The 14,137-nt window shown below is 51.2% G+C and carries 13 protein-coding genes; 5 read left to right on the forward strand and 8 right to left on the reverse strand.

Features of this window, described 5'->3' with window-relative positions; translation table 11 throughout:
• Window positions 1-482 precede the first annotated feature (482 nt).
• Together COHPA_RS0113815 and gyrA are read right to left on the reverse strand one after the other, a co-directional pair.
• On the reverse strand, window positions 483-1,559 hold the full coding sequence (locus COHPA_RS0113815) for an HD-GYP domain-containing protein (RefSeq protein ID WP_027086749.1): 1,077 nt from the start codon (window positions 1,557-1,559) through the stop codon (window positions 483-485).
• 39 nt (window positions 1,560-1,598) lie between these two features.
• Window positions 1,599-4,082 (reverse strand): DNA gyrase subunit A, encoded by a 2,484-nt coding sequence (gene gyrA, locus COHPA_RS0113820; protein ID WP_027086750.1) that lies wholly within the window; start codon window positions 4,080-4,082, stop codon window positions 1,599-1,601.
• A 149-nt stretch (window positions 4,083-4,231) separates the two neighbouring features.
• Here gyrA and COHPA_RS0113825 point away from each other — a divergent pair, with 149 nt between their 5' ends.
• Window positions 4,232-5,011: a YheC/YheD family protein gene (locus tag COHPA_RS0113825; protein ID WP_027086751.1), complete on the forward strand. Its 780-nt coding sequence runs from the start codon at window positions 4,232-4,234 to the stop codon at window positions 5,009-5,011.
• 57 nt (window positions 5,012-5,068) lie between these two features.
• Here the strand turns inward: COHPA_RS0113825 and gyrB are convergent, their stop codons facing one another.
• The 6 genes from gyrB to dnaA form a co-directional block, all read right to left on the reverse strand.
• Window positions 5,069-6,988: a DNA topoisomerase (ATP-hydrolyzing) subunit B gene (gene gyrB / locus COHPA_RS0113830; RefSeq protein ID WP_027086752.1), complete on the reverse strand. Its 1,920-nt coding sequence runs from the start codon at window positions 6,986-6,988 to the stop codon at window positions 5,069-5,071.
• Window positions 6,989-7,030: 42 nt separating this feature from the next.
• Window positions 7,031-7,285: an extracellular matrix regulator RemB gene (gene remB / locus COHPA_RS0113835; RefSeq protein ID WP_027086753.1), complete on the reverse strand. Its 255-nt coding sequence runs from the start codon at window positions 7,283-7,285 to the stop codon at window positions 7,031-7,033.
• A gap of 18 nt (window positions 7,286-7,303) precedes the next feature.
• Complete coding sequence (recF, locus tag COHPA_RS0113840; RefSeq protein WP_027086754.1) at window positions 7,304-8,422, reverse strand: DNA replication/repair protein RecF; 1,119 nt, start codon at window positions 8,420-8,422, stop codon at window positions 7,304-7,306.
• Between the two features lie 17 nt (window positions 8,423-8,439).
• On the reverse strand, window positions 8,440-8,655 hold the full coding sequence (gene yaaA, locus COHPA_RS0113845; protein WP_027086755.1) for a S4 domain-containing protein YaaA: 216 nt from the start codon (window positions 8,653-8,655) through the stop codon (window positions 8,440-8,442).
• A 12-nt stretch (window positions 8,656-8,667) separates the two neighbouring features.
• Window positions 8,668-9,807 (reverse strand): DNA polymerase III subunit beta, encoded by a 1,140-nt coding sequence (gene dnaN, locus COHPA_RS0113850; protein WP_027086756.1) that lies wholly within the window; start codon window positions 9,805-9,807, stop codon window positions 8,668-8,670.
• 149 nt (window positions 9,808-9,956) lie between these two features.
• The gene (gene dnaA / locus COHPA_RS0113855; RefSeq protein WP_027086757.1) at window positions 9,957-11,309 is read right to left on the reverse strand and encodes a chromosomal replication initiator protein DnaA; all 1,353 of its coding nucleotides are present in this window, start codon (window positions 11,307-11,309) and stop codon (window positions 9,957-9,959) included.
• Window positions 11,310-11,783: 474 nt separating this feature from the next.
• Between dnaA and rpmH the strand changes: the two genes are divergently transcribed.
• The 4 genes from rpmH to jag all read left to right on the forward strand — a co-directional run bounded on the left by rpmH (window position 11,784) and on the right by jag (window position 14,038).
• Window positions 11,784-11,918 (forward strand): 50S ribosomal protein L34, encoded by a 135-nt coding sequence (gene rpmH / locus COHPA_RS0113860; protein WP_027086758.1) that lies wholly within the window; start codon window positions 11,784-11,786, stop codon window positions 11,916-11,918.
• A gap of 60 nt (window positions 11,919-11,978) precedes the next feature.
• Window positions 11,979-12,407, forward strand: coding sequence for a ribonuclease P protein component (rnpA, locus tag COHPA_RS23525; RefSeq protein WP_027086759.1), 429 nt, complete (start codon window positions 11,979-11,981; stop codon window positions 12,405-12,407).
• 213 nt (window positions 12,408-12,620) lie between these two features.
• Complete coding sequence (locus COHPA_RS0113870) at window positions 12,621-13,424, forward strand: YidC/Oxa1 family membrane protein insertase (protein WP_425393708.1); 804 nt, start codon at window positions 12,621-12,623, stop codon at window positions 13,422-13,424.
• Window positions 13,421-14,038 carry an RNA-binding cell elongation regulator Jag/EloR gene (gene jag / locus COHPA_RS0113875; RefSeq protein ID WP_027086761.1) on the forward strand — a complete coding sequence of 206 codons (618 nt, stop codon included), beginning with the start codon at window positions 13,421-13,423 and terminating at the stop codon, window positions 14,036-14,038. The genes COHPA_RS0113870 and jag overlap by 4 nt, the downstream gene beginning before the upstream one ends.
• The last annotated feature ends 99 nt before the right edge of the window (window positions 14,039-14,137 follow it).

Below are 14,137 nucleotides of genomic sequence, written 5' to 3' on the forward strand. Positions count from 1 at the left end.
CAAGCCCGAGATGCCCCGGGCTTGCGTATCCGGTCTTAGCATTCGTTTCCGAATGTTATCCCGGTCTTGTGGGCAGGTTGCCTACGTGTTACTCACCCGTCCGCCGCTAAGCTATCCCCGAAGGGATAACTCCGCTCGACTTGCATGTATTAGGCACGCCGCCAGCGTTCGTCCTGAGCCAGGATCAAACTCTCCATAAAAGTTGAACCTTTTATCGAAGAGCCTTTCGGCTCAATCTGTATTGCTGGTTTGTTCACCGAAGTGAACGTTTTATTACCGTAAATTACGCTCGATGTTCAGTTTTCAAAGAACAAACTTCGTTGCATTTTCGCGGCCACCGCGTTAGCGGCGACTCAAATAATATATCACGATTGGCGAATCAATGCAAGCATTATCTTATAAATATTTTGGCCTTCCTCGCTGTATAACAAAAAACCGGGATTCTAGGCATTCGCCCCGATCCCGGTCCCTCTATCATCACATTAATTCGTCGCAAACACTTCTACGATAAACAGTTGCCGCTGCTGAGCCAAGTTAATAATCTGGCCGTGTACCGATACCATCGGGCGCGTTGGATTGTTCCGGTCGGTAAATACGATCTCGGCTATGCGCCCGTCGTTTAATCGTACGACCGCACCGTTATGGAATTGCGTCGTTCTCTCGATGAACGTCTGAACGTATACCGGCTCCAGCTTGCCGAAAGAGTTCGCATACAACTCCTCTAGCACCAAATACGGCGACTCCGCTTTACGGTAGTTGCGATTCGAAGTCATCGCATGATACATATCCGCTATCGATACGATCTTGGCGTACGGATGAATCTTGTCGCCCTTGACCTTCATCGGATAACCGCTGCCGTCGATCCGCTCATGATGCTGCAGCGCGGATAACCATACGCCAGAGTTGAGTCCCGTAACATTCTCCAGCAGCCGGAACCCGTAGATCGTATGCTGCCGAACCTCTTGCAACTCATCGTTCGTGAGACGCGAAGGTTTACGAAGGATCGCCTCGTCCACCTTGAAATTCCCGATATCGTGCAACAGACCAGCCATGGCGATCTGAAGCAAGTCTTTCTCCGGTAATTTGTTCCACTTCGCCAAGTGATACGAGGTCAGCGCGCACAGTACGCTATTTCGAACGAGTATGTTTTCTCCTCCTTCGAACGGAGGAAGGTAGAACGTCAGTACATTATATTCATCCTTGAATTCAAGCAAAGCATTAAGTCCGTTGCGAAGATCAAGAACCGGGATTTTCTGACCGGAGGCGACCATAGACATCGTCCGTCTGAGCAACCGTTCCATCTCCAGGAACTGCCGCTGCAAGGAGGAAAGCTTCACCTCTTGCTTGTCGGAGCTGTCCTCCGCTTCCGTGTCGTCTTCTTTCTCTTCCAATCCCGCTCTGCGAATATCTACGGTTGAAATGAGGAACGCTTGAAGAATTTCCAAGTCTCGTTCGGAGAGCGCGCGATCTTTCTCCATCAGCACGCTTCCAAGCGCGGTCTGAACATCCGTTGCAAGTCTATCTCCCGGCTGCGCTTGCATGACGGGTAATACAGGCATGCTTCAACCCTCCCTGGATGCGTGCACGGCGAGAGCAGACTAGCTTTCGGTCTGCTCGCCTTCAACTTCTCCTTCGGCTTCTTCCGATTCGGTATCGTCTTCGCTGCGCGGCGCTCTCGCGACCGTAGCAACGGAATCCTCATCCCGAATATTAATCAGCTTAACGCCTTGCGTAATACGACCCATCGTGTTGATTCCCGCCATGCTCGTCCGAATGAGCGTGCCGGAAGTCGTCATGATCATCAGATCTTCCTCGTTGTTCACGACTTTGAGCCCGACGATCGCGCCGTTCTTATCCGTTACGTTAAGCGTCTTGATTCCTTTGCCGCCGCGCGTCTGGGTGCGGTATTCGGTCATCGGCGTACGTTTGCCGTAGCCTTTGGCCGTTACGATGAGCACGTCCTGATCCGGATCGACGACGTCCATATCGATGACTTTATCGTCGTCATCCAGTTGAATTCCCTTAACGCCGGTTGCCGAACGCCCCATCGATCTAACGTCTTCTTCCGAGAAACGGATCGACATCCCTTGGCTCGTACCCATAATGATCTCGCGGGCGCCGTCCGTCAGCTTGACGCCGATCAAGTCGTCGTCTTCGCGAAGCGAGATCGCGATCAAGCCGACTTTACGAATATTCGAATAGTCGTCGAGCGGCGTCTTCTTAACGACCCCGTTCCGAGTCGCGAAGAACAGATACTTGTTCGGTTCGAATGCTTCGACCGGAATAACCGCGTTAATCGTCTCGCCCTGCTCGATCTGAATGAGGTTAATGATCGGAGTTCCGCGAGCGGTTCTGCTCAGATCCGGAATTTCATAAGCCTTAAGCCGGAAAACGCGACCTTTGTTCGTGAAGAACAACAGGAAGTGGTGGGTGTTGGAGATGAACAGCGTTTCGACGAAATCATCCTCTTTCGTCCCCATTCCCATAATGCCGCGTCCACCGCGCTTCTGGCTGCGGTACGTCGAAACCGGAAGGCGCTTGATGTAACCCGAATGCGTCATCGTGATAACGACGTCGTCGCGCGGAATCAAGTCTTCGTCCAGAATTTCGTCGTCGCTGATCGTAATCTCCGTGCGGCGATCGTCTCCGAAACGATCCTTGATCTCCTCAAGCTCCGAATGGATAATGTCGCGCACGAGCAATTCATCCGCGAGGATCGCTTTATATTCGGCAATCTTAACCATCAGCTCGTTGTATTCGTCTTCGATCTTCTGGCGCTCCAGCCCGGTCAAGCGTTGCAGGCGCATGTCGAGAATCGCCTGAGCTTGCTCATGGGAGAGTCCGAAGCGAGTGATCAAGCCTTCGCGCGCTTCGTCCGCCGTGCGGGATCCGCGAATGAGCGCGATGACTTCGTCGAGATGGTCAAGCGCGATGCGCAAGCCCTCGAGAATGTGGGCGCGCGCTTCCGCTTTCTTCAGATCGTACTCCGTCCGGCGGCGAATGACTTCGACTTGGTGTTCGATATAGTGATGCAACATATCCCGCAGGTTTAGTATCTTAGGCTCGTTGTTGACGAGCGCAAGCATATTGATACCGAACGTGGATTGCATTTGAGTTTGCTTGTACAGATTGTTCAGCACGACCGTCGGCGTAACGTCACGGCGCAATTCGATGACGACGCGCATGCCGTTGCGGTCCGATTCGTCGCGAAGGTCGGTAATGCCGTCAATCTTCTTCTCGCGCACGAGCTCGGCGATCTTCTCTACCAATCTTGCTTTAATGACTTGGTAAGGAAGCTCTTGCACGATGATGCGCGCCTTGCCGTTCACTTCTTCGATCTCGGCTTTCGCCCGCATCGTAACGGAACCGCGGCCCGTCGCATACGCTTGGCGAATTCCCACCGTCCCGAGTATGTAACCCGCTGTCGGGAAGTCGGGACCTTTAATAAACTCCATCAGGTCATACGAGTTAAGCTCCGGATTTCGGATAAGCGCCTGAGCTCCCTCGATGACCTCGCGAAGGTTGTGAGGCGGGATATTGGTAGCCATACCGACCGCGATCCCCGTATTGCCGTTAACGAGCAAGTTCGGATAACGCGCCGGCAATACGACCGGTTCTTGCTCTTCGCCGTCGTAGTTCGGCTTGTAGTCGATCGTTTCTTTATTGATATCGCGAAGCATCTCCATGGCGATCTTGGAAAGCCTTGCTTCCGTATACCGCATGGCAGCCGCCATATCGCCGTCGATGGAACCGAAGTTGCCGTGCCCGTCGACAAGCATATATCGGAGCGAGAAATCTTGCGCCATACGCACCATCGCTTCGTAAATCGCGGAGTCGCCGTGCGGATGGTACTTACCGATGACTTCCCCTACGATTCTCGCCGATTTCTTATATGGCTTGTCCGGTGCCATGCCAAGCTCGGACATGGCGTATAGAATACGTCTTTGAACCGGCTTAAGACCGTCGCGAATGTCCGGCAAAGCACGGCTGACGATAACGCTCATCGCGTAATCCATGAACGATTCCCGCATTTCGACCCCGATATCGCGATCGATAATGTGAGAGCGTTGTTCTTCCGACATGAAGATAGATCCTCCTTAGTCCATGAGACTGATCCGTCGTGCAAACGTCGCGCATCGTGATAGATGCACACCGCTTAGCGCGTTTCGTCATAGATTATTAGTAATTCCATTATACCATATTGCCGAAGGGAAAGGTTGGATGAACGCAGATGTCGATCCAGCGCGTCCAAAGCAAACAAGCAAAGACGGACGCCCTTCTTGCCGATGCCGATCTGCAAGCATTCGTGCCCGATACGCGAAGCTTCAGCGAGCAGACCGTCCGCAACATGCTTGATCGGTACGGCATGATCTACGTGAAACCCGTCAAAGGAACTTTCGGCAAAGGCGTCATCCGCGTCGAGAAATCGGCCGGAGGGGCAAAGCCCTACTTCTTTCAATCCGGAGAACGCAAATACCGCTTCGACTCGTTCGATCGTATGTACGGCAAGTTGCTGGCCGTCAAGAGAAACCGGGCCTATCTCGCCCAACAAGGCATACATCTGCTTAAGTACAATAACCGGCGATTCGATCTTAGGGTGATGGTACAGAAAAATCCGGCAAACAAGTGGGAGACGACTGGCATGATCGGGAGGCTGTCCCATCCGCGCAAAATCGTAACCAACTACCACAGCGGCGGAACACCGCTCCCCGTCGAAAAACTGTTGGCGCCGACCCTTGCTTCGGAACAGATCAACGAGCTGCAGGCCAATCTGCGGGAGCATGGCGTTAAAGTCGCCGCGACCCTGGAAAGAAAGTTCCCCAGGCTCAAAGAGATCGGCGTCGATATCGCTCTGGATGAACAATTGAAGCCGTGGATTCTCGAGGTTAATACGCTTCCTGACGTCTTTTTGTTCCGTAAACTGCCGAACCAGTCGACATTCCGAAGGATGTTCGCCTACGCGGTAGCGTATGGCCGTTACTCCACACGTAACCGCAAACGCAAAGCTTAATCGCAAGGGGTATCTCCTACAAGAGATACCCCTTTGGCTATCGTTATGATCGATTCGTTAAACGTCCAAGTTTTTCACGAACTTCGCGTACTGTTGAATGAACTCGCGCCGCGGCTCGACTTGGTCGCCCATCAGCGTATCGAACATCATATCGGCCTTGATCGCGTCTTCGATCCGCACTTGAAGCATCGTCCGGCTGTCCGGATCCATCGTCGTCTCCCATAGCTGAGAGGCATTCATCTCTCCCAAGCCTTTGTACCGCTGAATGCTCAGCTTCGAGCCTTCGCCGAATTCGGCGATGATCTCGTCGCGTTGCTTCTCGTTCATCGCGTAACGAACGACTTTATTCCGTTCGATCTTGAACAATGGCGGCTGCGCGATATAGACGTATCCTTCTTCGATGAGCTGACGCATATAACGATAGAAGAAGGTTAGCAGCAGCGTGCGGATATGCGCTCCGTCGACGTCGGCGTCGGTCATAATGACGATCTTATGATAACGCGCCTTCGTAATATCGAAGTCGTCGCTTATCCCCGTACCCAATGCCGTAATGATCGCGCGGATCTCCAAGTTGGACAGTATCTTATCCAGCCGGGATTTCTCGACGTTCAAGATCTTACCGCGAAGCGGCAGGATCGCCTGGAAGTGACGATCGCGACCTTGCTTGGCGGAACCGCCGGCGGAGTCCCCTTCGACGATGTACAGTTCGGAGATCGAAGCGTCCTTGGAAGAACAGTCCGCGAGCTTGCCTGGCAGAGAGCTGACTTCTAGCGCGCTCTTGCGACGGGTCAGCTCGCGTGCTTTACGCGCGGCTTCGCGCGCTCTTGCGGCTTGGAGCGATTTATCCATGATCTTGCGAGCGACCGTCGGATTCTCGTCCAAGAACTGCAGCAGCTTCTCGCTGAACAGAGATTCGACGATTCCGCGTACTTCGCTGTTGCCGAGCTTCGTCTTCGTCTGTCCTTCGAACTGGGGTTCAGGAATTTTGACGGATATAATCGCCGTTAGTCCTTCCCGCACGTCGTCTCCGGATAAATTCGAATCGCTGTCTTTAATAAAACCCATCTTGCGCGCGTAATCGTTAATGATCCGCGTCAGCGCGCTCTTGAAGCCGGACTCGTGCGTTCCGCCTTCATGCGTGTTGATGTTGTTCGCGAAGGAATACAGATTCTCGGAATAACTATCGTTATATTGCATCGCGATTTCGCATTGAATATAATCCTTCGAGCCTTCGACGAAGATCGGCGTCTCGTGCAGCGCCTCGCGATTGCGGTTCAAATGCTGGACGAACTCGATAATGCCCCCGTCGTACTTGAAGGAATCGCTCATGCCGGTTCTTTCGTCGGTCAAGTTGAGCTCGATGCCTTTATTCAGGAACGCCAGCTCGCGAATACGTCCGACGAGCACGTCGTAATCAAATACGATCGTTTCCGTGAAAATCTCCGGATCCGGCTTGAAATGAGTCTGGGTGCCGGTCTCCTCGGTATCTCCGATCACCTTCACATCATATTGAGGCACGCCGCGTCGGTATTCTTGTTGATGAATTTGGCCTTCCCGTTTAACCGTTACGACGACAAGCTCGGACAACGCGTTTACGACCGATACGCCTACTCCGTGCAAACCGCCGGATACCTTATAGCCTTCGCCGCCGAACTTGCCGCCCGCGTGAAGGACGGTCAATACGACTTCAAGCGTCGATTTCTGCAGCTTCGTGTTCATTCCGACCGGAATACCCCGGCCGTTATCGATGACGGTAATGCTATTATCTTGATGGACGAAAACGTCGATTCGCGTGCAATAGCCTGCCAGCGCCTCGTCAATACTATTGTCTACGACTTCCCATACGAGATGGTGCAGGCCTTTGCCGCTCGTAGAGCCGATGTACATTCCCGGACGTTTGCGTACCGCTTCCAAACCTTCCAAGACCTGAATCTGACTTTCGTCGTACGTCGTATTCTGCTGCGAATTTACGGACAAACCTTCCACCGCCTTCTTAACGTTGCCGATGCCGTTATCGTCTTAACCTTTCAGATCGTCCAGATGATGCGCTCTTTTCTTAAGCGTGGACGTTGAAATCGGAGAATAATATACTTTGCCTTCGGTGACGACGATCGATTTAGGATCTTCTTCGCCGATCGTCTCTATTTCCTTGTTCTTCTGAGCCTGGGCTACGAATTGCCGAGACAGCTTGGAGGATTGCTCGATGGATATATCGAAGATCGCCACGACTTGTGACGTTCGAATGATCTTCTCCCCGCCCAAATGAATATACATGAGTTTCGCCCCTTGGCATTACCGCAGCAATTGTCCGTTCCTCACGTGAAAAACGGATGCATCCTTCAATCTGCTCATATTTACGCTCTCCAGACCTGTCGTCGTAATAAAGGTCTGTACACGGCTCTGAAAAGTTTCGATCAGCTGCGTCTGCCTGGTCTGATCGAGTTCCGAGAGCACGTCGTCGAGCAACAAGAGCGGATATTCGCCCAACTCTTCGTGCATGAGCTCAAGCTCTGCAAGCTTAAGCGATAAGGCAGCCGTACGCTGCTGTCCTTGCGATCCGAACGACTGTACGTCCTTGCCGTTAATGGCGAACGTAAGGTCATCCCGGTGAGGTCCCGTCAGCGTCATGCCCCGCCTAAATTCTTGTTCCTTGCCCTGTGTTAACTTTAACATAAATTGCTGGAATAAAGAAGGATCAACTTGGGCTTGCGTTCCAATCGACTCGCCGAACGAAGGCTTGTAATCCACGGTGAGAAGCTCCGTTCCACCCGTTATTCCAGCATGGACTTTCTCCGCCCACTTTTGTAGATTTACAATAAAGTTTTTCCTTTTCTGCATCATTTTAACACCGTAAGTAGCAAGCTGCTCGTTCCAGACCTCGAGCATTTCCGGCGATGCGTTCCGGCTGTCGGTCGATTTCAAGTAATTGTTCCGCTGCTGCAATATTTTCTGATATTGCTGCATGTCGTGCAAATAACCGGGATGCACCTGGCCGATCTCCATGTCCATGAATCGGCGGCGCACTCCCGGTGCTCCCTTGACGATATCCAGATCCTCGGGCGCGAACAGAACAACGTTAAGCGTACCCACGAAGCCGCTTAGCTTGCGCTGCTCGAGCCCGTTAATCTTCGCTTTTTTGCCTTGCGCCGACACCTGCAGTTCCAGCCTGACATCGCCGTGACGCTTCTCCATCTCCGCGCGAATGATCGCCGTAGATTGATTCCAGCCGATCAATTCCTTGTCTTTGGATGTCCGATGGGACTTCGTCAGAGACAACACGTGAATCGCTTCGATGAGGTTCGTCTTCCCTTGCGCGTTCGGACCGATGAAGATGTTGACGCCGGATTCCGTGGCCAGCTTCAGCGTATCGTAGTTGCGATAGCCGTGAAGCTCCAAGCTTTTTAACTGCATGAGGTTCCCCTTCCCAGTTACCGGGCGCTTACGATGAACGTGCCGCAGCCTTCTACCTCGATCTGATCTCCGACGACCAGTTTGCGCCCTCTGCGATTGTCCGGCTCTCCGTTAACGAGTACTTTCGTCTCTTGAAGGAAAAACTTCGCATGGCCGCCCGTGCTGATGCAGTCGGCCAGTTTCAGAAACTGTCCGAGCGTAATGTATTCCGTCGATATTCCGATACTTTTCATCTTCCGCTCTCCTTAGTTCGTCGTTCGGTATGGAAGAATGAGGAATAGGCTATTCTCGTGGTCGCGAGGTTTGATAATAATCGGGCTCATCGCGCCGGTAAAACCGATGAACAGCTCTTCGGAATCGAGCACTTTAAGAACATCGATCATATATTTGGAGTTGAAAGCGATCTTCAGCGGTTCGCCGCGCAGCTCGGTAACGTCGAGTTGCTCCGTTACTTTCCCCAACTCGGAAGAGCTCGATGAAATTTCGATGCCGCCGGTATCGGTCGTTATTAGGCGAACAATGTTCGTCTTCTCCTCCCGGGAAAGCAAATAAGCGCGATCAATCGCTTCGCTGAGCTGTTTTGTATTAAGAATCAGTTCTGTTTTGAACGATTGCGGAATAATCTTGGAAGTATCCGGATAGGTCCCGTCCAACATACGCGAATAGAACAGGACGTTGCCAAGCTTAAACAGCACTTGGTTATCCGCGACGACAATATCCACGTTAACGTTCTGATCCGGTACGATCTTAGCCAATTCGTTCAGCGTCTTGCCGGAGATAACAATGTTCGAGAAACGAACGTCGCCTGCGTTGACATTCGCCGTACGGCTTGCCAGACGGTGGCGATCCGTCGCTACGAACTTATAATAGCCGTCCTGTAAATTCCATAGTACCCCGGTTAGAATCGGCGTCGATTCGTTCGTCGTAACCGCGAATACCGTCTGTCTGATCATATCGCGAAGCAAATCGCCGGGAATCGTAACGACTTGATCTTCTTGAATCGAAGGAAGAATAGGGAATTCTTCCGGATCCAAGCCGACAAGCTGAATTTCCGTCGCTCCGGAACGAATCAACGTCTGAAAACGCTCTCCGACTTCAATATGAACTTCTTCATGGGGAAGCTTCTTGACGATCTCGACGAAAAATTTAGCCGGCAGCACGACACTACCCGTACGATCGACGGTCACGATCGTCTTCTCTTGGGTTTCAAGCGGAATAAAGCTTTGAATCGAAATATCGGTGTCGCTTGCCGTCAGCGTTACGCCGTTATAACCCGCATCCACTTTAATGCCGCTTAGAATCGGAATCGTCGTCCGCGATGCGACAGCTTTCGAGACGTGCTGAATCGCTTCGTTCAGTTCGCCGCGCAATATCGTCAATTTCATGGGGTCACCTCGTTAAATGTCATCTTATTGTAGCATGTTTAATTATTAAAGTCGTAGTAGGCGACGTGAATATGTGGATAAGTGATTAAAAGCTCGAAAATAACGCCTATCCACATGTGTATGCTTTGTGCATAGGCGCTACGTCATTGTTAAGTTAAATTTTTGATCTTTTCCGTCAGACTGTTGATAATTTTGTAGAGATCCTGGTCGACTTTCAGTTGCTGCGAAATCTTCTCGTGCGCGTGAATGACGGTCGTATGGTCTCTTCCTCCGAACGCTTCCCCGATCTTAGGCAGCGAGTAGTCGGTTAACTCCCGGGACAGATACATGGCGATCTGCCTAGGGAAGGCCACCGCTTTCGTTCGCTTGCGAGCCTTGAAGTCCTCGAGCTTGAGTCCGTAATACTCTCCAACCCGCTGCTGAATATCCTGCATCGTGATGAGCCTGTTGCGTCCGGTCGGCAAAATGTCTTTCAGCGCTTCGGCCGCCAGGTGCGACGATATATCCTGATTTGTTAGAGAAGAATAGGCAACAATACGGATAAGGGCGCCTTCGAGCTCGCGGATGTTGGAATCGATCATATTCGCGATATACATCATCGCTTCGTTCGGAATGTCGAGATTCTCCGCTTTCGCCTTCTTGCGCAGAATGGCGATTCGCGTCTCGAGATCCGGCGGTTGAATATCGGTGATGAGACCCCATTCGAACCGGGAGCGAAGACGTTCCTCAAGCGTCGGGATTTCCTTCGGCGGACGGTCGCTGGAGATGACGATTTGCTTGTGTTCCTCGTGCAGGGCGTTGAACGTATGGAAAAATTCTTCCTGCGTCCCTTCCTTACCTGCCAGGAACTGAATATCGTCGATCAGCAGCACGTCGATGTTCCGATACTTGTTACGGAAGCTTTCGCCGCGATTGTCGCGAATGGCGTTGATGAATTCGTTCGTGAACTTCTCGGATGAAAGATAAAGCACTTTCATATGCGGGTTATGTTCCAATATATAATGGCCGATCGCATGCATAAGGTGGGTTTTGCCCAATCCTACGCCTCCATATAGGAAGAAAGGATTGTAAGCTTTAGCCGGCGCTTCGGCGACGGCAAGCGACGCAGCGTGAGCGAACCGGTTACCCGCGCCAATGACGAACGTATCGAACGTATATTTCGGATTCAGCATATGCATGTTGATTTCTTCGGTCTGCGGTTGTCGGACGGCCGGAACTTGCGGGAACGGCGCCGGGGGCTCTACGGTACGGACCTCTTCGATCGCGAATTTAATATCCACAGGCCTTCCTATATATTCAGACAAAGTCGAAGAAACCAGCTTCGTATATCGGTTCTCAAGCCATTCTACGGCGAATGTCGTAGGAGCGGTAATGATAACGGCGTTATCGTTAAGGAAATTGGCTTTCGTCGATTTGAACCAGGTGTCGAAGCTTGGCTTGCTGAGCTTGGTTTGGATGACCGACAACACCTGTTGCCAGATCTCGTTGTTGCGGTTGTCCACGCGAATTTCACTCCTTTAACCCATTCCGAGGACAAGTGAAGAGAGCGGAAAAGTCGAAAAGGTGGTGTTTCGATCAGTTATCCACAGAAATCACTGAATTCTTTTATACGATGTCCAATAATAACAGGGTTTGTTCACAATGTTATACACAGGGTGTTAATAAATCGAGGTCGAAAGGAAGAAATCCACTGGAAAAGACATGTCTAATCATAGCAGACAAACCCTCTAAATTCAACGAAATTCCCCCTGTTATCCACAAACTCAAGCACTTGTGGACGAATTCTGTGCACAGCACTACATATTGTGAATAAGATGTGCGAAGCTTCGACAGGGTTCAACTATTTTCGAAATTCGACTTCTTTTTTATTCACATGTGCATAAGTGAAAAGCTGGAATGGCGCATTTTATTTGACTTTTGGGCGGCTTCATGGTTTAATAATAAAACGTGAGTTTGCAAGTAAGGGGGTTGAAATCATGGGTCCAACATTTAAGCCGAACGTGAGCAAACGCAAGAAGGTTCACGGTTTCCGTAGCCGCATGAGCTCCAAAAACGGACGTAAAGTTCTGAAAGCTCGTCGCCAAAAAGGCCGCAAAGTATTGACGGCATAATCGTAAAGACCACTCGGGTGGTCTTTTTTTCTTATAAAGGGATTGATGGAGCGGTGAGAGATGCATAGGAAACTGCGCCTTCGTAAAAGAGAGGATTTCAATACCGTCTATCGTTACGGCCGATCGTTCGCGAACTCGCAATTCGTCGTTTATTGGCGTAAGCGAGGGGGGCAAGGGACTTTTCGGATGGGGGTGTCCGCCAGCAGCAAGCTGGGGGGAGCGGTCGTAAGGAACAGGTTGCGAAGAATGGTGAAGGAGATCGTACGGCTGAACGCGGGAAAGCTGCTTGAGGATATGGATTTGATCTTGATCGTTCGCAAGCCGGCGCTGTCTCTTCCTTATAAAGAGATGGAAGGTAGCATTCTGCATGTGCTTCGCAAAGCGGGGTTGTTGAAGGGATCGACGCCCGCGAATCAACAGTCGCGTGGGATGCATTCAAGCAGAAGATCGGGTCCGCCGCATAAAAAGAAGCCGGACGCACCTAAATGAAAGCGCAGGATGAACGAACTTTCCCGAACGGTGGAGAGGACGAGCCAGCGCTTTCTTTTGGCTTTCTTCTTATGGTATAGTGTACATGTAGCATCCTGCGTTTAACAGGATAAGTCGCGTACATCTGATGAGATGTGCTGGTTGAGAAGAGGGGAGTTTTCAAGCTTGTTGCGAAATCGCAAATGGTGGGTTATCGGCGGAGCGTTAGCGCTGATGGCTTTGTTGTCTGGATGTACGCCATCTACAACTGCCGTAACTACGGACGAGATGGCTAATAGCAGTTCTTGGTGGACGAAGAACGTCGTCTATTATTTCTCCAAGATGCTTGATACGTTCGCCGAATGGTTCGGCGGATCTTACGGATTATCGATTCTTCTGCTTACGATCATCGTGAGAACGGTCATTCTTCCGCTCATGATCAAGCAGTATAAGAACACGAAAGCGATGCAGGCGTTGCAGCCAGAGATGAAGAAGATTCGCGAGAAGTACAAGGAAGACCCGAAAAAACAGCAAGAAGAAATGATGAAGCTGTATCAGACGCACCAAGTCAATCCGCTGGCCGGATGTTTACCGCTGATTGTCCAGATGCCGATCTTCATCGCTCTGTATACGTCGATCAACAAAAACATTGAGATTAGGGAACATACTTTCCTCGGTCTGCAGCTCGGCATTTCGCCGAACGATGGCGAGTGGTACTACTATATTGTACCGATTATAGCGGCCGCAACGACATTCATTCAATCTCTGATGATGTCGGCGCAACAGACGATGGCCGGTCCGATGAAGGGGATTATCTACATCTTCCCGATTCTGATCTTCGTCATGGCGATCAATTTCCCAATTGCTTTGCCTCTGTACTGGATTTACAGCAACATTTATACGATTATCCAAAACTACTTCATGTACAGACGTAATCCTAAGACGGAGCCGGCTGGAGACACGCCGCCGCCATCGAATAAGAAGTCCAATAACAACAATTCTCCGAAACCAAGAAACAAAGGGGCCCGTGCCAAATGAAAAAGCTGCTGGCATCAGGTAAATCGGTAGAAGAGGCGATTCAGAGCGGCCTATCCCAATTGGGCGTAGAGAAAGACCGCGTGAATGTTACGGTATTGGAACAACCAAGCAAGGGATTGTTCGGGCTCATCGGAGCCAGAGATGCGAAAGTAGAGCTTACATTACAGCCGGACGGGATCGAAGAAGCGATCGATTTTCTTCGCGAAGTCGCAGCAGCAATGGAACTATCCGTGTCCGTCGAGAGGATCGATGAAAGCGAAGCGGTGAGGATCAACCTTACCGGCAATGATCTCGGCATTCTGATCGGCAGACGCGGGCAAACTTTGGATTCTCTGCAATACTTGGCTAACATCGTGGCAAATCGCCACTCTAGCCGCCATCTTCGAATCGTACTGGATGCCGAGCAGTTCCGTGAGCGTCGCAGGCAGACGCTAGAAGCGCTCTCGGATCGTATGGCAACGAGAGTTGTTCGATCGCGCAAGGAAATCGTTCTTGAGCCGATGACGTCTCATGAACGTAAGATCATACATGCTTGGCTGCAGACGCATCCGGATGTCAGAACGTACAGCCAAGGCGACGAACCGAATCGGCGAATCGTGATCGCGCCGAAGTAACTGAACGTATCAGTATGCATCGCAATGGCTTCCGTAATCAGGAGGTCATTGCGTTTTTGTCGATTCAGAGGCATTAATGATCAGGGTATGAATGAGGGA

The organism is Cohnella panacarvi Gsoil 349 (genome assembly GCF_000515335.1).
GTDB classification, from domain to species: Bacteria; Bacillota; Bacilli; order Paenibacillales; family Paenibacillaceae; genus Cohnella; species Cohnella panacarvi.